Genomic DNA, 21,453 nt, shown 5'->3' with positions numbered 1-21,453 from the left:
GTCTCGCAGCGGAGAGGGGCTGAGGGCGATGCGGGCGGTGTCGTACGCGGGCGGGGCGGTGGTCCTGGGACTGCTGCTGACCGGCTGCGGAGGATCGGGCGGCGGGGCGGGGGACGGTTCGGCGCACCTCACCATCAGCGCCAACGCGGTGGCCGGCGGCAAGAACGCCGAGGAGGCCGCGTGGATCGAGGACTGGGTGATCCCGCGCTTCGAGGAGGCGCAGGCGGCGAACGGGGTCGAGGTAACGGTCTCCTTCGAACCCAGCGGCGTGGACGACGAGCAGTACAAGACCAAGACCGCCCTGGACCTCCAGGCCGGGGCGGGCCCCGACATCATCACCCTGGACGGCATCTGGGTCGGTGAGTTCGCGCAGGCCGGCTACATCGAGCCGCTGACCGCCGGGCAGCTGGAGTGGGACGGCTGGGCCCAGATCCCCGAGGCGGTACGGCAACTCGCCGGCTTCGAGGACGAGCTGTACGGCATCCCCTGGGGCACCGACGGCCGGGTCCTCTACTACAACAAGGACCTGTTCGCCCAGGCCGGACTGCCCACCACGTGGCAGCCCGCCTCGTGGGCGGAGATCCTCGACGCCGGGCGGGCACTGAGCGACCTGGACGGCGTGATCCCGATCCAGCTCAACGGCGGCACCGCCATGGGCGAGGCGACCACCATGCAGGGCGTGCTGCCGCTGCTGGCCGGCGCCGGGGCGCAGATCCACGAGGACGGCACCTGGACGGGCGCAGGACCCGCGCTCGACCAGGTACTCGGCCTGTACGCCGAGGTGTACGGCGGCGGCCTGGGCGACCCGCTGCTCCAACAGGAGGCGCAGGGCCGCGACAAGTCCTTCCAGTGGTTCGCCGAGGGCCGCGTCGGCATCCTCGCCGAGGGCGACTACCTGTGGCGCGGCGTGCTGGACCCGGACAGCGGCACGGCACCGATGGCCGAGCGGGACACGGCCGTCGGCTACGCCAAGATCCCGGCCGTCACCCCGGGCGCCGGGGCCGGCGGACAGGACTTCGTCAGCATGTCGGGCGGCAGCGTCCGCGTCCTCAACCCCGCCGGCGAGGACCCCGACCTCGCCTTCGAACTGCTGGCGTTCATGAACTCGGCCGAGGCGCTCCAGGCCGCCATGAGCGGCCAGGACGCCCGCATCACGGCCCGCACCGACGTCAACGAGACGGTCCTGGCGGGCGATCCGATGCTGTCCTTCGTCGCCGGCGAGGTCCTGCCGTACACCTTCTACCGCCCGCCGCTGGCCGCCTACCCGCAGGTGTCGCTGCTGTTGCAGGAGGCCACCGCCGAGGTGATCTCCGGCGGCGACCCGGCAGCGGCGGCCCAGGCGTACCAGGAAGCACTCACGGGGGTCGTCGGCGGTGCCGAGCACGTCGCCGGGCGGTGACGCCGCCGGCCTCGGCCGGGGCCGGGCCGGCGCCTTCGCCGCCCCCGCGCTGCTGCTGATCACCGCGTTCCTGCTGTTCCCCGCGCTGTGGACGCTCTACCTGGGGGTCACCGACTACCGGCTCACCGGACTGGCCGCCGCCGACCCGCAGAACGTTGGCCTGGACAACTTCGAACGCGCCCTCAACGAGGACCGGTTCACCGACTCCCTGTGGCTCACCCTGCAATTCGTCGTCGGCTCCGCCGTCCTGGGCCAGGCCCTGCTCGGCTTCGGCATCGCCTGGCTGCTGCGCAACCGCACCGGGCTGCTGCGGCGCCTGGTCGAATCACTGGTGCTGCTGGCCTGGATCCTGCCCAGCTCGGTGGTCGCGTTCCTGTGGATCGCCCTGCTGGACCGCGACGACGGCACCCTCAACGCCCTGCTCGGCACCCCCGGCACCGCCTGGCTGCTCGAACACCCCATGGCGTCCATCATCGTCTTCAACATCTGGCGCGGCACCGCCTTCTCGATGATGCTCTACGCGGCGGCCCTGGGGAACGTCCCGCCCTCGCAGCTGGAGACCGCCCGGCTGGCCGGGGCGTCCACCTGGCAGCAGCTGCGGGATGTCGTCCTGCCCCGCATCAAGGGCCACGTCCTCACCAACCTGCTGCTCATCAGCCTGTGGACGTTCAACGACTTCACCCCGTTCCTGCTCACCGGCGGCGGCCCCGACAACCGCACCGAGATCATGCCGGTGCTGCTCTACCGCACCGCCCTCCAGGGCGGCGAACTCGGCTACGGGGCGGCGCTGTCGGTGCTCATGCTGCTGGCGAACCTGGTCATCGCCCTGGTGTACGTGCGGCTGCTGCGCTCCCGGAGCAAGGAGCCCGCCGCGTGAACGAGACCGTGACCCGCACCCTGCGGACCCTCGCCCGCTACACCGCGCTGTCCGTGCTGCTCGCGTTCTTCTCCCTGCCCCTGCTGTGGCTGGCGTTCGCCCCCTTCGACCGCACCCCCACCATCGCCGCCTCGCTGCCGTCCTTCACCCTCGACAACTTCCGGCAACTGCTGGACAACCCGGGCGCGCTGCGCTCGCTGCGCAACTCGGCGCTGCTGGCGGCCGGCACCGGCACGCTGGTGGTGGTCACCGCGGCGCTGGCCGCGTACGCCCTGAGCCGGGTGCGGCTGCCCGGCCGCGACGCGCTGCTGTACGTCCTGCTCCTGCTGTCCTCCATCGTGACCGGCACCGCCGCGATGGTGCCGCTGTTCAACCTCGCCCACGAACTGCGGCTCATCGACGCCCAGCTGGGCGTGATCCTGGTCATGGGCGGCGGACTGCTGCCCAGCGCCATCTTCATCCTCAAGGACTTCATGGACGGCACGCCCCGCTCCTACGAGGAGTCCGCGCGGGTCTTCGGCGCCTCCCCGCTCCAGATCGTCCGCCACGTGGTGGTGCCCCTGGTGCGCCCCGGGCTGGCCACCATCGGGGTGTGGTCGGTGGCCCAGGTGTGGGGGAACTTCCTCATCCCGTTCCTGCTGCTGCGCTCGCCGGAGAAATCCCCGGCGGCGGTCGTCATGTACACCTTCTACACCGAGGGCGGGCAGCCGGACCTCGGGCTGATCGCCACCTTCTCGCTGCTGTACTCGCTGCCGGTGGTGCTGATGTTCCTGTTCGTCAGCTCCCGCTACGGCTTCCGCTTCCACGGAGGGATCAAGAGCTGATGGCGGCCATCTCACTGACCGGGCTGACCAAGGTCTACCCCGGGGACGTCACCGCCCTCGACGCCCTGGATCTCGTGGTGCCGGACGGGGAGTTCTTCGCACTGCTGGGCCCCTCGGGATGCGGCAAGACGACACTGCTGCGGACGATCGCCGGCCTGGAGGCGGCCACCGGCGGCACGGTGGCGATCGGCGGGCGGGACGTCACCGCGCTGCCGCCGGGGAAGCGGGACGTGGCCATGGTCTTCCAGGACTACGCGCTCTTCCCGCACATGACGGTGCGCGACAACATCGGCTACCCGCTGCGGATCAGGAAGGTGCCGGGGCCCGAACGCGCGGCGAAGGCGGCCGAGGTCGCCGGCGAACTGGAGCTGGGGGACTATCTCGCACGCCGCCCGGGACAGTTGTCCGGCGGCCAGCAGCAACGGGTCGCGCTGGCCCGGGCGATGGCGGTGCGTCCCAGCGTGTTCCTGTTCGACGAACCGCTGTCGAACCTGGACGCGCGGCTGCGCCTGGAGGCCCGTACCTTCCTCAAGCGGCTCCAGCGCGAACTGGGCGTCACCACCGTCTTCGTCACCCACGACCAGGCGGAGGCGCTGGCCCTGGCCGACCGGATCGCGGTGCTCGAACGCGGGCGGATCCGTCAACTCGGCACCCCCACCGAGGTCTTCCGCCGTCCGGCCAACACCTTCGTGGCCTCGTTCATCGGCTCCACCCCGATGAATCTGCTGCCCGGCACGGTACGCGGCGCGTGGGTGAGCGTCGCCGGGGTCCTGCTGCCGGGGCCGATGGGGGAGGGGGCGCGCCCCCTGCCGGACGGTGCCGAGGTGGTGTACGGCATCCGTCCCGAGTATCTGCGCTACACCGCGCACCACGCCCCGGGGTCGCTGCCCGGGCGGGTCACGGTGATCGAGAACCTGGGCAGCACCCAACTCCTCACCCTGGACTCCGAGGAAGCCGGCGCCTCGCTCCAGGTGACCGTCCCGGAGGACCTCCCGGTGACGGTGGGCGAGCGGGGGTACGCGATTCCGCGCCCCGAACGCGTGCTGGTCTACCGCGACGGCGAACTGCTGTGAACGGGCGGACGCCCGGCGGTCGTCGTGACCGCCGGGCGGTAGCCCCGTATGCCGCTTCGGAGGCTCCGCGTGTGCGTCAGCCGCCCATGTAGCCGGTCAGGTCGGACGGGTCGAGGGTCCAGTTGGAGACGATGGGCTGGTCGATGAGGGTGGCGGAGATCGGGAACTCCTCGGCGTTGGCGCCGTCCTCGCCCGCGATGCCGAGGAAGACCTGCTCGAACTCGATGCCGTTGTCGTCGTTGGTGGTCTTGGGGTTGATGCCGACGTAGGCGATGGTGTCGCCGGACAGCTCGAAGCTCCCGCTCCCGGACTCGATGGCGGAGGCGTGGCTCTCCTCGGAGGAGCCGAAGAACACGTCCGGGTTGGTGGCCTCCAGGGTGCAGGTGATGCCTTCGTTGGCCTGGGCGGCGACCAGGAAGTAGCCGCCGTACTGGGACTCCTCGGTGAGGGTGAAGGTCAGGTCGGTGGTGCCGCAGCCCTGGGTGACCGGCTCGCCCTCGTGACCGCTGCCCGGGGCGTCCTCGTCGGTGGTGTCGTCCGCGCCGTCGCTGTCCGAGCCGCCGGTGGAGGGGGCCGCCGGGGTGGCCGAGTCGTCCTCACAGGCGGTCATGGTGGCGGTGAGCGCGACGGCGGCGGTGGCGGCCAGGATCAGACGGGCGGGGCGGTTGGCAAGGCGCGAACGCATCGGAGGCTCCGGGGGGTTGTGGGTGGTGCGGTGTCGTGCTGACACGGAAAACACTAGGTCAGGAGCGTTCATCAAATGATCGCGTGCATGTCCGGGTTCTGTCTCACGGCGCTGTCCCCGCGAACGCGGCGGTGACCCCTTGGGTCACGGCGCTGCCCTTCCCGTACCGGGCGGCGCTCATCCCGCCCTGCCCCCGTCGGCGGCACGGCGGGGGTCCCGTTCCCGCCGCGTGGCGGCCCCGACGTGGGTCCCCGTGCGTTCCCCGCCCGCTCTACGGTGACGCCGTACCCAGCCGAACCTGCTGCCCCTCCGGTCCGACCCGTACCCGGAACGCGGTCAGCGGGGGCTGTCCGGCCCCGTCCCACCACTGCCGGGCCGCCGCGACCTCGTCCCAGAGGCCGCGCGCCCCACACTGCCGGACCGCCCCGTCGGCGCGGACCAGGGCGCGGGACCCTCCCTCGTCCCACAGCACCAGCCGCCAGGTCCCGTGCGGGTCCGAGCCGTTCCACTCCTCGCGGTACCGCACGCCGGGCACCCGCAGCCCGATGGCGAAGGCGGCGTGCACGGAGTCGAGTACGTGCTGGGGCTGGACGGTGGTCACCGAGCCGCGTTCCTCGGTGTGGGTGTGGGTGTCGGTGTCGGTGTCGGCGGGAGGAGGGCGCTGCCCCCGTACCCACATGAAGTGGACGCTGTCGACGAACCGCCCCTCGGCGGTGCCGTCGTCGGCGACGCGGAGCCTGAGCAACCCGGCGTTGCACAGCGGTGTCCCCCACGGTGTCACGATCAGCGCACCGGGCCGGCACTGTGCGACCCAGGCGTGGGGCACGCGGGCGACGGCGGCGGTGGAAGCGATCCGGTCGTACGGCGCGTGCCCGGTGCTGCCGAGTTCCCCGTCCCCGACCAGCAGCCGGGGCCGGAGCCCGACGCGGTCGAGCGCGAGGGCGGCACGGTGGGCGAGGGCACCGTCGATCTCCACGGAGGTGACCTGCCCGTCCCCGACGCGGGCGCAGAGCAGCGCGGTGGACCAGCCGGACCCGGTGCCCACCTCCAGCACCCGGTGGCCGGCCCGGGCGTCCAAATGCCCGAGCATGCGGGCGACGAGCGAGGGCATGGAGACCGAACTGGTGGCCACCCCCGGCCCGTCCGAGTTCCCGTCGTCGAGCTGGGTCACCACGACGGCGTCGGAGTTGACCCGCGCCCACCATTCCCCGGGCTGTTCGTGCTGACGGACGGCCCGGTACCCGCTGGGCCCGTCCTCGGCCCAGATGGTGTCCGGTACGAAAGAGCCGCGCGGGGTGCGCAGAAACGCCCCCCGCCAGCCCGCCGCGAGATCACCGCTCTCACCCATCCGGTGAATGAGCCGCCGATACTCCGCGTCCTCGGTGTACGTCACTTCTTGCCGCCTCCGGGCTGCTGCGGCCCGGCGGGCGGAACGGGGCGCTTCCACTGCCCGTCCGATTCCCGGGGCGACTGCTGCTGATCCCCCTCGGAACCGCCCTTGCCATCACCGTGCTTACCGCTCATGACACCAACTCCCTTTCATTCTTCGCTGTCAGTGTCACCAGCATGCCCACCCGTATATCGGTGGACTACCCACTTTCCCGTTGCGTCAAGAATCCATCCCGGATGTGCTCCAGCGGGCGCATTATCGCACCGCGAGGGTGGATGGCGCGTGTCGCTGGTCCCCGCCGCTCAATCCCGGAGCAGTTGATCGCGGTACTCCGCGAACGGCATGGCGTTTTTGCGGGCGATATCGCGATAGCCCTGATAACGCCGCACGGACTCACTCGGGAGCAACTCCGCGCCGATGAACTGCCCCGCGTCCGTGTAGTTCATGCGGTAGACCTCCGCATCGTCGAACAGCCAGAAGTCGTGATCCGGCAACCCGTTGACCTCCTGATGTGCGAGGTCGATGATCCCGATGTTCTCGCCGGCGGTGATGTTCCCCGGGTAGGCGGCCAGCTCGTACCGGAGGTAATCCGTGAGCGGCGAGCGAAGGACATGCACGCGCGACAGCTCCTTCCCCAGGTCGGTCATCGACCGAACCCACGGGCTGTCGTGCCAGGAATCGTCCATCGGTTCGCCGGCCAGGAACGCCGCGAACTCCTCCTGCTCCTCGGCCACATCGTAGACACTCAGCGTTTCCAGCCGAAAGGCCGTTCGCTGAAAGTCGCGGAACAGCCGACTGAAATCCTCGCCACTGATCATGAGGCCCCACCTTTCAGAAGTTCAACGCGGATGGCGCTCAATGCGGACCGCATGGCGTCATCTGCCAGGGCACTGTGCTGAAATGCTTCGAATCTGGCAATGTACAGATCGATGTCACGAGGGTCGGTGACCGTGAGTTCCGCATGGATGGTCTCGACCGTCACGGTGCGATCATCGCGGATGACGAAGGAGTGATTTGCGATGTCTGTCTGTCGGGCGGACAGAGGCACGCACCGGATGTCCACCTGAGGCAGTCGCGACAGAGAGATGATCCGCTCCAACTGCCGCGCCATGACATCGGCCTCCACGATCAGCCATCGGAGCACCGTCTCTGTGATGACGAAGGAGAACCTCTTGCCCGAATCGTGGAGAACGCCCTGCCTCTCCAGCCTCGCGAGCGTGGTGCGGTGCAGGGAATCCTCGCTCAGCCCGTGGCGGCCCAGAATCGCACGCATGTATTCCGGGGTCTGGAGAAGCCCGGGAACCAGCGCGGGCTGAAACAGTCGCAGCGTTGTCATCTGAGCTTCGACGGACCTCAGTTCTTGCTGTGCCTTGTGCACCCCGGAACGCTTGAGGAGACGCCAGGCGAGCGCCTCTGTCGCCTGGGTGCGGGCAATCTCCAGATACTGGTCCCTTATGTCGCCGGTGACACCGAGAGCGGAGAGAATGAGTTCGACATCAGCGGTGCTTGGGGTGAGTCTCCCGTTCTCGATCTTGCTGAGCTTGCTCGGGGACATGACTGCGCTGCGGGCCACGCCATTGGCCTGTCTTCCGGAGGCCAGCCGCAGTTCCCGCAGCACACTCCCGAGCTGTGCGCGGTTCACTCGCCGTGCTCTGCCCACCACTCCGGGAAGGGCCGGGCGTGCGCGAGGGCGGCCTCCCGGTAGCGGATGAACTCCTCGGCCCGGTCGTCCGGCAGTGTCTCCGCACCCAGGAAGGCGCCGGTCTCGTCGTAATGCATCATCGCGGGGCGTTGGGAATCGAAGAACCAGAAGTCACCGATCCCGGGCAGGGGGTTGGGCCGGTCTGTCGTGTCCAGGATGAAGAACTCCTCGCCACCCGAGATGTTCGTCCGGTAACCCCAGCCCAGCTCGTACTTGAGGTAAGGCGTCAGCGGGCGGGACAGGATGTGTACGCGGTAGACCCTCTTCCCCGCGCTGGTGTGGGAGCGAATCTGCTCCACCCACTCGGCGTTGTAACCCTCCGGCTGGGGCTTGCCGTCCAGGAACGCCTGGAGGTTGGCCGCGCTCCGGGGGATGTTGTACACATCCAGTGTCTCCAGCCGAAACGCCTCCCGCTGGAACGTGGCGAAGAGGTCCCCGAGGGTCTCAGATGAGCTGGTCACGAATTGCCTTTCGGATCAGGTCCACCGGGATCTCCACAACCGTCTCATGCGCCGGTAGCTGCAAGCCGTGGTCGTCGGGCGTTTCTCCCTGCACGAGCAAGGTCCCCCGGTCCGTTGCGTAGAGGGTGGGGCAGTCTCCGAGCTCGCACTCACTCACCAGCTGCGTCACACGCATCGCTATGAAAACCCCCATGTCCGTGGCGGTGCACGTCGTGTCCTGATCCTGGCAGGGTCATTACGCAGCGCACAAGGCGATGCGGTTTCCGTAACGGGAAAGTCGGGTCAGTCGGGCCCGTGCCAGCGTTGGCGTATGGCGAGGGCCGCTTGGATCTGGGGGAGGGTGGCGGGCCGGAGGGTGCCGGGTGGGGCGTGGAAGGGGAGGTCGTCGGCGACGGCCCGCAGCCGGACCAGGCGTTGCTCGCGGGCGAGGACCGTGCCGACGCGTCGTTGCTTGGCGCACCACAGCAGGCTGCCGGGTGTGTACAGCCGCCCGGCTCCGGCCAGGGTGCGGATCAACAGATCGGCGCCGCGAGTGGTGAGGGCCAGCGTGATGATCTGCCGCCCTTCGGGCCCGACTGTCGTCGCACGGGCGCCGGTGAGGAGATCGGCGAGTGCGCGCGCCAGGACCGGGGCGGTGACGGGATTCCTCACCGTGCCCCCAGCCAGAGTCCGGCGGCGGTGGAGGTGAGGGAGAGAAGGCCGGAGATGGTCACCGCCGCGACGGAGTTGACGGCGATCTCGTAGCGTCGTTCATGGGTGGTCTCGCCACCCGAACGCGGGAGGGGCTCGCACGGTTCGGGCTCGGCACCCCGCACCCAGCGCGCCAGCCGGGTGGCGCACGGCTCGCAGGCATGGAACGGCCGGCTGCGTCCGAACCCGACCACCGGGCCGAGCCACATCACCAGGACGCCCGAGCGCTGGCACATCAGGCAGTCCCCTTCTTCCGCCCAGCCGGAGATCGCATCGGTCTGCACCCAGACCTGCGGCGAGAGGTTCACAGCGTGCATCGGAACCACACGATCTTCCCGGCGCAGCGGTGAGTGCGCTCGCACCCGAAGTCGTCGGCCATCTCCCGGAGCATCCACAGGCCGCGTCCGCCTTCCGCGTCCCAGTCGGGCGCGTGCCCCAGGAGGACCGGGAGTTGGCGGGAGCGGTCGAAGAGTTGCACGGTGACCTCCAGTTCGATGCGGGTCATGCGCAGATAGCAGCGGGGGCTCTCCACATGCCGCGCCACGTTGGTGATCAGTTCGCTGACCCCCAGCCGCACCAGCTCCGCGCAGTCCCGCCCGCCGCCCCAGCCCCGCACCACCTCGGCGGCCACCGTGCGCCAGCGTTCGACCTGGACGGCACAGGCCGTTAACGACTGCCCGTACACGTTCTTGCTGTAGGCGACCTGCACCGGATTCCTCATCACACCTCCAACGTGTCTGCTGACAGGGGGCGTTGTGACGTGCGCAGAGAGAGCCACGTGCTGTAGCCGGGTGGAAGCGCAACGTCAGCGTCACCAGGGTGGCGTAGCCGACGGCGATCCGCAAGGCATCGCGTCGCAAGTTGCGACGATTACCTCTGCGGAGTGAATCTGAACCCGTCCCGGGCGACGGTTGCGGCACACTGAGCCGAACCCAATAGACACAAGAGGGGGTTGCCGTGGGTCGACCAGTGATGACGGTCCGAAGGATGCGGCTGGGGATGGAGTTGCGGCGGCTGCGGGAGCACGCGGGAAAGTCGCAGTTGGAGGCCGCAGAGGTCGTTGACGCGAGTGACGCGAAGATCAGCCGGGTGGAATCCGGGAAGACCGGTCTGAGCCGCCTCGAACTCGTCGCCCTTCTCGACTTCTACGACGTCCAGGACCAGGAGCTGCGCGAGGGCTTGGGCGAGCTCAACCGGAACAGTCGTAAGCGTGGCTGGTGGCAGCAACGCAAGGATGTTCTGACGCCGAAGCTCATGGAGCTGATCGAGCTTGAGTCAACGGCCAGCAAGGTCTTCCAGTACGAAGCCAACGTGGTCCCGGGTCTGTTCCAGACCGAGGCATACGCCCGCGCGATCATCGACGGGTTTCCGGACCCCTTCAGCCCGTCCGTTGACCAGGCGGTTCAGATCCGGCTGGAACGACAGAAGGTACTCGTCGGTCCCAACGCTCCCCGGATCATCTGCGTTCTGGATGAGGCAGCCCTCCATCGACAGATCGGAGGTCCGTCCGTCATGGCTGAGCAGTTGCGGAAGCTCGTTGGCCTCGCGAAGCCGCCCCATCTGTCGATCCAGGTCATCCCGAACAGCGCGGGCGCCCACGCCGGTATGGATGGCTCGTTCCTGCGATTCGTATACCCGGCGCCGGGGCACATGGACATCGTCTTTCTCGAACAGAAGACGAGTAGGCTCTTCATCGAGGAAGAGGCCGATCTGGAGCCGTATCGGATCGCTGAGGAGCACTTGCGGACTCAAGCCCTGTCCTCTGCCGACTCGATGAAGTTGATCTCTGCCATCGCGGTGGAACTCGATCACGCGTAGGGGAAAGTCATGCGATATGGGCTGCCGATAGCGAGGTGGCGTAAGTCCAGCTACTCGAACGGGGGGAGCGGAAGCTGTGTGGAGACCCAGCTGACGGACGACGGCCTGGTGGCGGTCGGGGACAGCAAGGACCGTTCGCGGGGGGCGTTCGTGTTCCCCGGGGCGGCCTGGAGCGTGTTCCTCCGGCACGTCAAGGGCTGAGCCCCGCCGCCCCTGAACGGGCGGACGCCCGGCGGTCGTCATGACCGCCGGGTCGCAACCCTGGCGTACCGCTTCGGTCGCTCCGCAAAGGCGTCAGCTCATGGGGACGGCGTCGATGTCCCGCAGGCTCCAGTTGGTCGCCTCGGGCTGGTCGACGAGGGTGGCGGAGATCGGGAACTCCACGGCGTTGGCGCCGTCCTCGCCCAGGATGCTGATGAAGATCTGCTCGTACTCGGCGCCGTTGTCGTCGTTGGTGGTCTTCGGGTTGATGCCGGCGTAGGCGATGGTGTCGCCGGACATCTCGATGCTGTCGTCCACGGACTGCCCGGCGGGCGAGACGTGGCTCTCCTCGGCGGAACCGAAGAACGCCATCGGGTAGGAGCCCTCCAGCGTGCAGGTGATGCCCTCGTTGGCCTGGGCCGCGACCAGGAAGTAGCCCCCGGCCTGGGTCTCCTCGGTGACGGTGAAGGTCAGGTCGGTCGTGCCGCAGCCCTGGGTGACGGGCTCACCCTCGTGGCCGCTGCCGGGGGCGTCCTCGTCGGTGGTGTCCTCGTCCGTCGCGTCGTCGCTGTCCGAGCCGCCAGTGGAGGGGGCCGCCGGGGTGGCCGAGTCGTCCTCACAGGCGGTCATGGTCGCGGTCAGGGCGACCGCCGCAGCGGCGGCCAGGACGAGGCGAGCGGGGCGGGTGGCGAGACGCGTACGCATCGGAGGCTCCATCAGGTGCTGGTGTGGGGTGTCGTACTGACACGGAAAACACTAGGTCAGGAGCGTTCATCAAATGATCGCGTACATGTCCGGGTTCTGTTTCACGGCGCTGTCCCCGCGAACGCGGCGGTGGCCCTTTCGTCCATCGGGCTGCCCTTCGCGGGCAGCCCTGCCTCTCCCCTCGCCGCCCGGCGGCCATCACCTCACCCCGCGGTCCCGTGCGCCAGGCAGGACCTAGGGTGGGCTCTTGTGGACGCGGGGGCAGCAGACGAGATGGTGGCCGTTCCGTCGGGGCGGGTGACGCTGTCCGACCGGCGGACGCGGAGCACGTGGACGGTCGAGGTCGCGCCGTTCCGGATGTCGGCGTTCCCGGTCACACAGTCCTGGTACGCACGCGTCACGGGCCTGCGGCCCAGCAGCGTTCCGGGCGATCGGCTGCCGGTCGAGGGTGTTTCCTGGTGGGATGCGGTCCGGTTCTGCAACGCCTTGTCCGAGAGCGAGGGGCTGACGCCCGCGTACGAGCTGGGTGTCAACGACGAGCGGGCCGCCTGGGACGCCTCCGCCAACGGGTACCGGCTGCCGACCGAGGCCGAATGGGAGCATGCCTGTCGCGCGGGGAGCACCGGCGCGCGGTACGGCCGGCTGGACGAGATCGCCTGGTACCGGGGCAACTCCGAGGGCGGGATGCACCCCGTAGGCGGCAGGCTGCCGAACAGCTGGGGTCTGTACGACATGCTCGGCAACGTGTGGGACTGGTGCTGGGACCTCTACGACGCCGAGGTGTACGGCACCTACCGGGTACTGCGCGGGGGTGGGTGGGCCGACGAGCACTGGAGCTGCCGGGCGTCGGTGCGGCGGCGCAGTCACCCGACCTTCCGGATCGACGACGTGGGGTTCCGCGTCGCGCGCACCGTGCCGCTGCCCCAGCCCTGAGAGGGTGTCTTCCGGCTGCTCCTCCCGGGCCGGACGGTCCTCATCAGGCACGTTCGCCCCACCCGTACCGGCGGGGTGGTGCGCGGGCGGGGATCGCGGGAGTCTGGTGGCGGGAGGTGGTGTGGGGTTGAGCGAGGTGGTGCTTCGCGGCAGGTGGAGCGTTGCGGACCGGGTGGCGGGGGAGGTGCGCCGGCTGCCCTTCGAGGTGGGCGCGGGGGTGGCGGCGGTACGCGTGGAGCTCGCGTACGACCGGGACAGCGGCGGTGTGCTGGACCTCGGCTGCTGGGGGCCCGGCGGGTTCCGGGGCTGGTCGGGCGGGGCGCGCGAGAGCTTTACCGTCGCCGCCGACTGGGCGACACCGGGCTATCTGCCGGGTGAACCGGAGCCGGGGCTGTGGCACGTGCTGCTGCGGCTGCACCGGGTGCCGCCGCAGGGGGTGGCGTACACGCTGCGGGTGGTCACCACCGGGCGCCGGCCAGTGCCGCCCGCGCAGGCCGCGCCGCCGGTGCCCCCCGAACGGCCGCCGCGCACGCCGCTGCCCGCCGTGGACGGGATGCGCTGGCTGGCGGGGGACTTCCACGCGCACACGGTGCACAGCGACGGGGCGCTCACCGTCTCCGAACTGGCGGCGCTCGCGGTCACCCGGGGGCTCGACTTCCTCGCCGTCACCGATCACAACACCGTCTCGCACCACGCGGAGCTGGCCGCGGTGGGCGCCAGGTACGGGATCACCCTCGTGCCCGGCCAGGAGGTCACCACCGACCTCGGGCACGCCAATGTCTTCGGCGACACCGGCTGGGTCGACTTCCGGGAGCCGGCCGACACCTGGGGCGCGCAGATCGAGCGGCGCGGCGGGGTGCTCTCGGTCAACCACCCGGTGGCCACGGACTGTTCCTGGCGGCTGCCGCTCGCCCCACGGCTGCGGCCCCGGCATGTGGAGCTGTGGCATCCGACGTGGCGCGACCGCAGGTACGGGGCGCCGCTGGCGTGGGCGCTGGCCTGGCGGCCCGATGTGATCGCGATCGGCGGCAGCGACTTCCACCGGCCGGGCGGTGAACGGCCCCCGCCCGGGTCGCCCACCACATGGGTGCTGGCGCGGGATGACAGTGTCCGCTCCGTCCTGGCGGGCCTGGCAGCCGGGCGTACCGCCGTCCACGCGGGCGGCCCGCGCGCCGCGCTGCTGCTGCGGACCGGTGGCGAACTGCTGGCGCTGAACGCCGCCGGGACGGTGCTGGTGCGCCCGGACGGCGGGCGCCAGGTGGTGTCGGGGGAGCGGGAGTTGCTCCCGGCACCGCCCCCGGGGCCGGACGAGCCCGGCGGGCCCTACCGGTTGGAGGGGCCGGGCAACGAAGTGCTGGCCCTGTGCCAGTAGGGACCCCTCGGGTGCCTCGTGAGGCGGCGGGCCGGCCACGATACGGGTCGAGCGGTGGGAGGGGAACCGACATGGCCGACCCCGTTGTTCGGCCGGCCCAGGCCCCGTGATCGAACGTCTCCGCAAAGGGGTAGGGGGAGACACTTATGAAGAAAATAGCCGGACTTCTGGTCGTGCAACTGGCGCTGAGCGTCCTGGTCATTACGGTCGTGCTCCTCCTGTCCGTGGTTGGCGTCAGCTTCGACCTGTGGCCCTCGGTCGGTCTGTCCCTCCTGCTCATCGGGCTGCTGGTCGCGGCGGTCTGGCTGGCGTTCACCTCGATCGCCGGCGAACGGCTGCGCGTCGCGCCCGTCCCCATACTGGTGGTCATCACCGCCCTTCCCACTTTCGCCGCCGGGGTGGTCGCGTACTCCGCCGCGGAGTCCCTGACACTCGAAACCCGAGGCCGCTGGACGGAGGCCGTGGTGACCGGGACCGTGGCGGGCGGCCCTTCCCAAAACCACAGAGTGGGGGAGACATCCCCGGCGTGCCGGCTGGAGACCGCCGAAGGGGAACGCATCCGCCCGCACCTCGATGTCCCCAGGGGATGTGTCGGGTTGATCGAGGGCTCGCGGGTGAACGTGATCTACGACCCGCAGGGCCATGTCAAGCCCCGCACGGATGACCCTCCGTCCTATGTGGCGGCGGTCGCGTGGCTCGCGGGGGTGGGAATGGTCACCGGAACTCTTTCCGGCGTCCTGCTGGCCTCCGCGTCAGGCCGCCACTGCTGGTGGATTCCGCCGAAGCGCGAGGGCGGGCGGTCCCAGCGGTGATGGTCCGTACCGCCGGGTGAGGGGCGCCCGCAAGTCGTACCACGCGCTCTCCGGCCGGCAACCTGCGGAATGACCTCGCTGAACGGCTGCGCACCGGAGGGCCCGGCCGGGTGAGCCCGGCCGGGCGCCGTGGTCCGGGGACGTACCGCTTACTCCTCGGAGGTGCCGGCCCGCTCGTGGGCCCGGCCGCGCAGGGTGAGCACGATGGCCGCGCCGATGGCCGCGATGACCGAGCCGAGCAGGACGGCGACCTTGACGTGTTCCATCAGGTGCGGCAGGTCGGCGAAGGCCAGTTCGGCGATCAGCAGCGAGACGGTGAAGCCGATGCCGGCCAGCATGGCGGCGCCGAAGACATCGGGCCACTTCAGGGAGGGGTGGAGCTGTGCCCGGGTGAAGGTGGCCACGAGCCAGGTGGCGCCGAAGACGCCGATGATCTTGCCCGCCACCAGGCCCAGGGTCACACCGAGCGCCTCGGGCTCGTGGATCATGTCGGCAAAGGTGTCACCGGAGACCGCCACCCCGGCCGCGAACAGCGCGAACAGCGGGACGCACAGGCCCGCCGACCAGGGGTGGACGAGGTGCCCGATGTGCTCGGCGGGGGCGGTCTCCTCGCCCGGCTTGGTGGTGGTGCGCAGCAGCATGCCGATGGCGACACCGGCGATGGTGGCGTGCACGCCGCTGTTGAACATCAGGCCCCAGATCACCAGCGCGAGCGGCACGTAGATGTACCAGCCGCGTACCCCCCGGTGGTGCAGGAAGCCGAAGAGGGCGAGTCCGGCGATCGAGCCGAGCAGGAACCACAGGTTCAGGTCGGAGGCGAAGAACACCGCGATGATGATGATCGCGATGAGGTCGTCGACGATGGCGAGGGTCAGCAGGAAGGTGCGCAGCGCGGAGGGGAGCTTGCGGCCGACGACGGCCAGGACGCCGAGCGCGAAGGCGATGTCGGTGGCCATCGGGACGGCCCAGCCGTCCATGGCGCCGCCCTGCAGGCCGTTGACCAGCACGTAGATGAGGGCGGGTACGGCCATGCCGCCGATGGCGGCGACCACTGGGAGGGCGGCGGCGGCCGGTTTGCGCAGCTGCCCGACGACCAGTTCCCGCTTCAGCTCGACACCCGCGATGAAGAAGAAGACAGCGAGCAGCCCGTCCGAGGCCCAGTGGCCGATGGAGAGGTTCAGGCCCAGCCAGGGGATGTCGAGGTGGTGGTCGCGCACCGAGGTGTATGTGTCGCTGACCGGGGAGTTCGCCAGGATCAGCGCCAGTGTGGCGGCGATCAGCAGCATCAGGCCGCCGGTGACCTCCAGACGCAGGAATTCCGCGATCGAACGGCGGTCTTGATCTTCCGCGTTCGGGGCGGGCGTGGTGGTCTGCGGCGGGGTCATGAAGAGAGCCTCCGGGGCTGTAAAGGGACAAATGTTTGCACATTGCCGACCAGACTTCCCGGCGCACCTGCCCGCAAAGCTAACCCAGATTCGCGAACGCCTCCACGGCGGACGTCTCCCCGGTGACGATGATCACATCGCCCGGTTCGAGCACGGTTTCCGCCGTCGCATAGGTGAAGTGCCCGCCCGGCCGCTTGACGCCGACCACGGTCACCCCGTGCCGGGAGCGCACCGCGGTGGCGCCCAGGGGCCGCCCCGTGGCGGTCGGGGGCGCCAGGGTCTTGGCCAGGGCGTAGTGCTCGTCGAAGGGGATGAAGTCCAGCATCCGTCCGGCCACCAGGTGCGCGACCCGCTCGCCCATCTCGTGTTCGGGCTGCACCACGTGGTGGGCGCCGAGCCGCTCCAGAATGCGGCCGTGCTGGTGGCTGATGGCCTTGGCCCAGATGTTCGGCACCTCGTCGTCCAGGAGATGGGAGGTGACCAGGATGCTGGCCTCCACGGCGCTGCCGATGGCGACCACGACATGGTGGAAGTCGGGGATGCCGAGCTGGCGCAGGACCTCGTGGTCGGTGCAGTCGGCGACCGCGGCGTGGGTGAGGGCGTCGCTGTGCCGCTGGACGAGCTGCTCGTCGGCGTCGACTCCGAGCACCTCCCAGCCGGTGCGCATGAGCTCTCCGGCGAGGGACATGCCGAACCGGCCGAGGCCGATGACCGCCACCCGCTGATCGGGGTGACCGCGGCGTCGTCTGGGCATCACTGTGCTCCGTTCCGTGCGAGGGGGTGATGACGTCCGTGCGTGCGCACGGTGGGTGTGGGCGTCGGGAGCGGGGGCCGGGGCTTCATCCGATGATCGGGCGTTCCTCGGGCAGCCGGTACCGCTGCTTGCGGTGGCGCAGCGCCAGCGCGGAGGCGAGGGTGATCGGGCCCACCCGGCCGAGGAACATCAGGGCGGTGATGATCAGCTGACCGGGACCGTCGAGGTCGCCGGTCAGCCCGGCCGACAGGCCCACCGTGCCGAAGGCCGACACCGCCTCGAACAGCACGATCTCGGCGCGCGCGTCCACCATGGCCAGGAGCGCGATGGAGGACGCCATGACAGCGGCCACGCCGAGCAGTGCGACGGTCAGGGCCTGGCGCAGCACCTGCGGCGCCAGGCGCCGTCCGAAGATGCTCGCGCCCGGCTCGCCGCGCACCTCCGCCAGGATGGCCACTCCCAGGACGGCGAAGGTGGTGATCTTGATGCCGCCGGCTGTTCCGGCGCTGCCGCCGCCGATGAACATCAGGACGCAGGAACCGAGCAGCGTGGCGGGTTCCAGGGCGCTGATGTCGGTGGCGTTGAAGCCCGCGGTACGCAGCATCGCGGAGTGGAAGAACGCGCCCAGGGCCTTGTCCTCGCTGCCCAGTGGTCCCAGCGTGCCGGGATTGGACCATTCGAACAGCAGGGTCAGCGCTGTCCCCGCCGCGAGCAGCGCTCCGGTCAGCCACAGGGTCAGCCGCAGATGCAGGGACCAGGCACGGGGGGTTCTCGCCCGGCGGCGCCCCCCGCGCCACTGCCGCAGCAGTTCCAGGATCACCGGGAAGCCGAGGCCGCCCAGGATCACCGCCGCGGACACCGGAAGCAGCACCCACGGGTCGTGCGCGTAGCCGGTCAGGCTGTCGGCGTGCAGCCCGAAGCCGGCGTTGTTGAAGGCCGAGACGGCGTGAAAGATCCCCGAGTACGCGGCGGTTCCCGGGGACTGTCCGTGCCCGAGCCACAGGCGCAGGGCCAGGATCAGGGCCGTGACCGCCTCCACCGTCACGGTGATCAGCGCGACCCGCTTGAGCACGCCGCGTACCTGACCCATCCCGATCTTGGACTCGGCCTGCGTTCGCAGCGTGGTCATCAGCCGCAGCCGCCCGACGACCAGGAGCGCCAGCAGCGAGGCGAGCGTCATGATGCCGAGGCCGCCCGCCTGAATCAGGAAAAGAATTACCACTTCGCCGAAACCGCTCCAGTACGTTCCGGTGTCTACAACGGCGAGACCGGTCACGCAGACGGCGGAGGTGGCGGTGAACAAGGCGGTCAGCAGGGGCGCCGCACCGTCTCCCGCGCGGGAGATCGGCAGCGCCAGCACGGTGGTGCCGACGACGACCGCGAGGGCGAAACCGAGGGCCACCATGCGTGCCGGGTGGGTGTGCACGTCCTGAACGTAACGGCGGTCGATACGCCCCTGGGGTACCACCGGGGACGATCGTCGCGTATAAATATTGTCAATATCACCATAGGGGGGTTGAAGGATGGGGGAGTTCTTCACGACGGCCATGGCGTTTCCGGCCGTGATCTTCACCTTCCCTCTCGCCGTGGTGCTGCTGTACTGGATCTTCGGGGTGCTGTTCGGCGTCGGCGGCTCGGTCGCCGAGGGCGGCGACGGTGCGGGTGACGGCGACATCGGCGGCTTCGCGGGTGTCATGGCCCTGCTCGGCCTGAGCGGCGTGCCCGCCGCGATCCCGCTCTCGCTGCTCATCGCCGTCGCCTGGTTCACCGCCATGGCCGGCACCGAACTGCTGGACGCCACCGCACTGCGCGTCGCCACCGTCCCGGTCGCCCTGGTGGCCGGCTGGGGCGCCGCACGGCTGGCCGTCCTGCCGCTGCGCAAGGTCTTCGCCGCCGACACCGGCTCCCAGCACGAGGACTTCGTGGGCAAGGTGTGCGTCGTGCGCACCAGCCGCGTCACGGCCGACTTCGGCCAGGCCGAGGTCACCGCCGAGGACGGCGGCACCGCCATCGTGCAAGTACGCGCCGAAGGGCCCGAGGGCGCCGACCTCGGGGCCGGCAGCCGGGCGCTGATCTTCGGCTACGAACCTGAACGCGAGTTCTTCTGGGTGGCGCCGTACGACGCCGGCCCGGCGACCGGGTACCTCGAGAACCAGTTGCCGCGCTGAGCGCGTCCCCCCTTCGACGGCCCCACCCGTGAAACGGCGCCCCCGCGCGCCACGCGGTCTTCACCGCATCTCCTTCTACAGCCGCACATCTTCTCGACCGACCACGAGGGGTTCACAACCGGATGGACACCATAGGAACCAGCCTCGGCGTGCTCATCGCCGCCGCGCTGATCATCGTCATCGCCGTCGTCTTCATGCTCAGCCGTCTCTTCCGCAAGGTGGAGCAGGGCAAGGCCCTGATCGTCTCCAAGGTCCGCAAGGTCGATGTCACCTTCACCGGCGCCGTGGTCCTCCCGGTCCTGCACCGGGCGGAGACCATGGACATCTCCGTGAAGGCCATCGAGATCGGGCGCACCGGGCGGGACGGCCTGATCTGCCAGGACAACATCCGCGCGGACATCCGGATCTCGTTCTTCGTGCGCGTCAACAAGACCGTGCAGGACGTCATCAAGGTGGCCCAGGCCATCGGCACCGAGCGCGCCAGCGACCGCGAGACGCTCCAGGAGCTGTTCAACGCCAAGTTCTCCGAGGCGCTCAAGACCGTCGGCAAGCAGCTGGACTTCGCCGACCTGTACACCAAGCGCGACGAGTTCCGCGACCGGATCATCGCCGTCATCGGCACCGACCTCAACGGCTACAGCCTGGAGGACGCGGCGATCGACTACCTGGAGCAGACCCCGCTCTCCCAGCTCGACAAGGACAACATCCTGGACGCCCAGGGCATCCGGAAGATCACCGAGCTGACCGCGCACCAGCACGTGCTCACCAACGAGTTCCGCCGGAACGAGGAGAAGGAGATCACCCGGCAGAACGTCGACGCCCGCGAGGCCGTCCTCGAACTGGAGCGCCGCCAGGCCGACGCCGAGATCAAGCAGACCCGCGAGATCGAGACCGTACGCGCCCGCGAGGAGGCCGAGACCGCCCGCGTCCAGGCCGAGGAGCGGCTGCGCTCGCACACCGCGCACATCAAGACCGAGGAAGCCCTCGGCGTGCAGAACGAGAACCGCGAGCGCGAGGTCGCCGTCGCCAAGCTCAACCGCGACCGCGTCGTGGCGATCGAGAACGAGCGCATCGAGAAGGACCGGATGCTGGAGGTCATCGCGCGCGAGCGGGAGACCGAACTCCAGCGCATCGCCAAGGACAAGGAGCTGGAGGGCGAGAAGCGGGACATCGCGGACGTGGTGCGCGAGCGCATCGCGGTCGAGAAGACCGTCGCCCAGCAGGAGGAGGAGATCAAGAAGCTGCGGGCCGTCGAGGAGGCCGAGCGCGACCGCCAGGCGCTGATCATCACCGCCGAGGCCCAGGCGCAGGAGCAGCTGGTCAAGGACATCAAGGCGGCGGAGGCGGCCGAGGCCGCGGCCGTGCACAAGGCCAAGGAAGAACTCACGCTCGCCGAGGCGCGGCTGAAGTCGGCCGACCTGGACGCGCAGGCCGCGATCCGGCTGGCCGAGGGCAAGCGTGCCGACACCTCTGCCGAGGGCCTGGCCGAGGCCGAGGTCAAGGAGCGGATGGCGGACGCCATCGCCAAGACCCGGCACGCGGAGGCCGAGGCGGCCAAGGAGATGGGCCTGGCCGAGGCCGAGGCGCTGCGCGAGAAGATGACCGCCGAGGCGGACGGCCTCAAGCTCAAGGCCGAGTCGATGGCCGCGCTGGACGCCGCCAGCCGGGAGCACGAGGAGTACCGGCTGCGTCTGGAGGCGGAGAAGGACATCCGGATCGCCGGGATCGACGTGCAGCGGCAGATCGCCGAGGCGCAGGCCACGGTGGTCGCCACCGGCCTGGAGAACGCCAAGATCGACATCGTCGGCGGGGACACCGTCTTCTTCGACAAGCTGATCGGCGCGATCTCGGCGGGCCGGGGCCTGGACGGGTTCGTCAACAGCTCCGAGCACGCGCAGGCGCTGGCCGGGCCGTGGCTGGACAAGGAGAACTCCACCTTCACCCAGGACATCGGCGCGATGGCCGCCGGTCTCGGCGCCGCCGGGGTGCGCGACCTGACCCTGGCCGGGCTGCTGGGTTCCCTGATCGCCGGCGGCGGTGAGCACACCGGGCAGCTGCGCGGCGTGCTGAAGGCCGTCACGGCCCAGGGTCTGGGCGAGGTCCGGCTGACCGACCTGGCGAAGGTCAACGGCGCGGTCGCGCTGGACAAGTAGGGCGCGTCGTCCGCCGCCGGTCCGGCCCGCGGGGGCCGGGCCGGCGGCGGA

25 protein-coding genes are annotated in these 21,453 nt (G+C 70.0%); 11 read left to right on the top strand and 14 right to left on the bottom strand.

The window, feature by feature from the left end:
- Positions 1 to 28 precede the first annotated feature (28 nt).
- From ACTFAP_RS08900 to ACTFAP_RS08885, 4 genes are read left to right on the top strand one after another with little or no spacing between them, the layout of a single operon-like run.
- A complete protein-coding gene (locus tag ACTFAP_RS08900) occupies positions 29 to 1,399 on the top strand; it encodes an extracellular solute-binding protein (RefSeq protein ID WP_500468731.1) in 1,371 nt (456 codons plus the stop codon).
- Positions 1,374 to 2,276, top strand: a complete 903-nt coding sequence (locus tag ACTFAP_RS08895) for a carbohydrate ABC transporter permease (protein ID WP_500468730.1) — start codon at positions 1,374 to 1,376, stop codon at positions 2,274 to 2,276. The genes ACTFAP_RS08900 and ACTFAP_RS08895 overlap by 26 nt, the downstream gene beginning before the upstream one ends.
- Positions 2,273 to 3,100 carry a carbohydrate ABC transporter permease gene (locus ACTFAP_RS08890; RefSeq protein ID WP_390123271.1) on the top strand — a complete coding sequence of 276 codons (828 nt, stop codon included), beginning with the start codon at positions 2,273 to 2,275 and terminating at the stop codon, positions 3,098 to 3,100. Before ACTFAP_RS08895 ends, ACTFAP_RS08890 begins: the two co-directional genes overlap by 4 nt.
- Positions 3,100 to 4,173, top strand: coding sequence for an ABC transporter ATP-binding protein (locus ACTFAP_RS08885; RefSeq protein WP_500468728.1), 1,074 nt, complete (start codon positions 3,100 to 3,102; stop codon positions 4,171 to 4,173). Before ACTFAP_RS08890 ends, ACTFAP_RS08885 begins: the two co-directional genes overlap by 1 nt.
- Positions 4,174 to 4,249: 76 nt before the next feature.
- Here ACTFAP_RS08885 and ACTFAP_RS08880 read toward each other — a convergent pair whose 3' ends face one another.
- The 10 genes from ACTFAP_RS08880 to ACTFAP_RS08835 form a co-directional block, all read right to left on the bottom strand.
- On the bottom strand, positions 4,250 to 4,858 hold the full coding sequence (locus ACTFAP_RS08880) for a DUF4232 domain-containing protein (RefSeq protein WP_500468726.1): 609 nt from the start codon (positions 4,856 to 4,858) through the stop codon (positions 4,250 to 4,252).
- A gap of 271 nt (positions 4,859 to 5,129) precedes the next feature.
- A complete protein-coding gene (locus tag ACTFAP_RS08875) occupies positions 5,130 to 6,251 on the bottom strand; it encodes a methyltransferase domain-containing protein (protein ID WP_500468724.1) in 1,122 nt (373 codons plus the stop codon).
- On the bottom strand, positions 6,248 to 6,382 hold the full coding sequence (locus ACTFAP_RS08870) for a hypothetical protein (protein ID WP_262832830.1): 135 nt from the start codon (positions 6,380 to 6,382) through the stop codon (positions 6,248 to 6,250). The genes ACTFAP_RS08875 and ACTFAP_RS08870 overlap by 4 nt, the downstream gene beginning before the upstream one ends.
- A 168-nt stretch (positions 6,383 to 6,550) precedes the next feature.
- Positions 6,551 to 7,066, bottom strand: a complete 516-nt coding sequence (locus ACTFAP_RS08865) for a DUF6879 family protein (protein WP_500468723.1) — start codon at positions 7,064 to 7,066, stop codon at positions 6,551 to 6,553.
- Complete coding sequence (locus tag ACTFAP_RS08860; RefSeq protein ID WP_500468722.1) at positions 7,063 to 7,890, bottom strand: helix-turn-helix domain-containing protein; 828 nt, start codon at positions 7,888 to 7,890, stop codon at positions 7,063 to 7,065. Before ACTFAP_RS08860 ends, ACTFAP_RS08865 begins: the two co-directional genes overlap by 4 nt.
- Entirely contained in the window at positions 7,887 to 8,411 is a 525-nt protein-coding gene (locus tag ACTFAP_RS08855; protein ID WP_500468720.1) for a DUF6879 family protein, read from the bottom strand. Before ACTFAP_RS08855 ends, ACTFAP_RS08860 begins: the two co-directional genes overlap by 4 nt.
- A complete protein-coding gene (locus ACTFAP_RS08850) occupies positions 8,395 to 8,586 on the bottom strand; it encodes a hypothetical protein (RefSeq protein ID WP_500468719.1) in 192 nt (63 codons plus the stop codon). The genes ACTFAP_RS08855 and ACTFAP_RS08850 overlap by 17 nt, the downstream gene beginning before the upstream one ends.
- 107 nt (positions 8,587 to 8,693) lie before the next feature.
- On the bottom strand, positions 8,694 to 9,062 hold the full coding sequence (locus ACTFAP_RS08845; RefSeq protein ID WP_500468718.1) for a hypothetical protein: 369 nt from the start codon (positions 9,060 to 9,062) through the stop codon (positions 8,694 to 8,696).
- Positions 9,059 to 9,418 carry a hypothetical protein gene (locus ACTFAP_RS08840; RefSeq protein ID WP_451750186.1) on the bottom strand — a complete coding sequence of 120 codons (360 nt, stop codon included), beginning with the start codon at positions 9,416 to 9,418 and terminating at the stop codon, positions 9,059 to 9,061. The genes ACTFAP_RS08845 and ACTFAP_RS08840 overlap by 4 nt, the downstream gene beginning before the upstream one ends.
- Complete coding sequence (locus tag ACTFAP_RS08835; RefSeq protein ID WP_500468716.1) at positions 9,406 to 9,822, bottom strand: ATP-binding protein; 417 nt, start codon at positions 9,820 to 9,822, stop codon at positions 9,406 to 9,408. The genes ACTFAP_RS08840 and ACTFAP_RS08835 overlap by 13 nt, the downstream gene beginning before the upstream one ends.
- A 266-nt stretch (positions 9,823 to 10,088) precedes the next feature.
- Here ACTFAP_RS08835 and ACTFAP_RS08830 point away from each other — a divergent pair, with 266 nt between their 5' ends.
- Together ACTFAP_RS08830 and ACTFAP_RS08825 are read left to right on the top strand one after the other, a co-directional pair.
- Entirely contained in the window at positions 10,089 to 10,919 is an 831-nt protein-coding gene (locus ACTFAP_RS08830) for a helix-turn-helix domain-containing protein (RefSeq protein ID WP_452631215.1), read from the top strand.
- Between the two features lie 9 nt (positions 10,920 to 10,928).
- A complete protein-coding gene (locus ACTFAP_RS08825; protein WP_500468715.1) occupies positions 10,929 to 11,120 on the top strand; it encodes a DUF397 domain-containing protein in 192 nt (63 codons plus the stop codon).
- 93 nt (positions 11,121 to 11,213) lie between these two features.
- Here the strand turns inward: ACTFAP_RS08825 and ACTFAP_RS08820 are convergent, their stop codons facing one another.
- Positions 11,214 to 11,825 carry a DUF4232 domain-containing protein gene (locus tag ACTFAP_RS08820; RefSeq protein ID WP_500468714.1) on the bottom strand — a complete coding sequence of 204 codons (612 nt, stop codon included), beginning with the start codon at positions 11,823 to 11,825 and terminating at the stop codon, positions 11,214 to 11,216.
- 273 nt (positions 11,826 to 12,098) lie between these two features.
- Between ACTFAP_RS08820 and ACTFAP_RS08815 the strand changes: the two genes are divergently transcribed.
- The 3 genes from ACTFAP_RS08815 to ACTFAP_RS08805 all read left to right on the top strand — a co-directional run bounded on the left by ACTFAP_RS08815 (position 12,099) and on the right by ACTFAP_RS08805 (position 14,942).
- Positions 12,099 to 12,758 carry a formylglycine-generating enzyme family protein gene (locus tag ACTFAP_RS08815; RefSeq protein WP_500468713.1) on the top strand — a complete coding sequence of 220 codons (660 nt, stop codon included), beginning with the start codon at positions 12,099 to 12,101 and terminating at the stop codon, positions 12,756 to 12,758.
- A 121-nt stretch (positions 12,759 to 12,879) separates the two neighbouring features.
- Positions 12,880 to 14,130 (top strand): CehA/McbA family metallohydrolase, encoded by a 1,251-nt coding sequence (locus ACTFAP_RS08810; RefSeq protein ID WP_500468711.1) that lies wholly within the window; start codon positions 12,880 to 12,882, stop codon positions 14,128 to 14,130.
- A 146-nt stretch (positions 14,131 to 14,276) separates the two neighbouring features.
- The gene (locus ACTFAP_RS08805) at positions 14,277 to 14,942 is read left to right on the top strand and encodes a hypothetical protein (RefSeq protein WP_500468710.1); all 666 of its coding nucleotides are present in this window, start codon (positions 14,277 to 14,279) and stop codon (positions 14,940 to 14,942) included.
- A 149-nt stretch (positions 14,943 to 15,091) separates the two neighbouring features.
- Here ACTFAP_RS08805 and nhaA read toward each other — a convergent pair whose 3' ends face one another.
- The 3 genes from nhaA to ACTFAP_RS08790 form a co-directional block, all read right to left on the bottom strand.
- The gene (nhaA, locus tag ACTFAP_RS08800) at positions 15,092 to 16,327 is read right to left on the bottom strand and encodes a Na+/H+ antiporter NhaA (RefSeq protein ID WP_500468708.1); all 1,236 of its coding nucleotides are present in this window, start codon (positions 16,325 to 16,327) and stop codon (positions 15,092 to 15,094) included.
- 79 nt (positions 16,328 to 16,406) lie between these two features.
- Entirely contained in the window at positions 16,407 to 17,081 is a 675-nt protein-coding gene (locus tag ACTFAP_RS08795) for a potassium channel family protein (protein ID WP_500468706.1), read from the bottom strand.
- A gap of 85 nt (positions 17,082 to 17,166) precedes the next feature.
- Entirely contained in the window at positions 17,167 to 18,507 is a 1,341-nt protein-coding gene (locus tag ACTFAP_RS08790; RefSeq protein ID WP_500468705.1) for a TrkH family potassium uptake protein, read from the bottom strand.
- Positions 18,508 to 18,604: 97 nt separating this feature from the next.
- Between ACTFAP_RS08790 and ACTFAP_RS08785 the strand changes: the two genes are divergently transcribed.
- Both ACTFAP_RS08785 and ACTFAP_RS08780 read left to right on the top strand, forming a co-directional pair.
- The gene (locus ACTFAP_RS08785) at positions 18,605 to 19,249 is read left to right on the top strand and encodes a hypothetical protein (RefSeq protein ID WP_500468703.1); all 645 of its coding nucleotides are present in this window, start codon (positions 18,605 to 18,607) and stop codon (positions 19,247 to 19,249) included.
- Positions 19,250 to 19,371: 122 nt separating this feature from the next.
- Positions 19,372 to 21,402: a flotillin family protein gene (locus ACTFAP_RS08780; protein ID WP_400013564.1), complete on the top strand. Its 2,031-nt coding sequence runs from the start codon at positions 19,372 to 19,374 to the stop codon at positions 21,400 to 21,402.
- Positions 21,403 to 21,453: the final 51 nt, after the last annotated feature.

The sequence above is a fragment of the Streptomyces sp. PH9007 genome, assembly GCF_059813725.1.
Note: the sequence above shows the minus strand (reverse complement) of the source record. Positions and strands in the feature narration are given on the sequence as shown.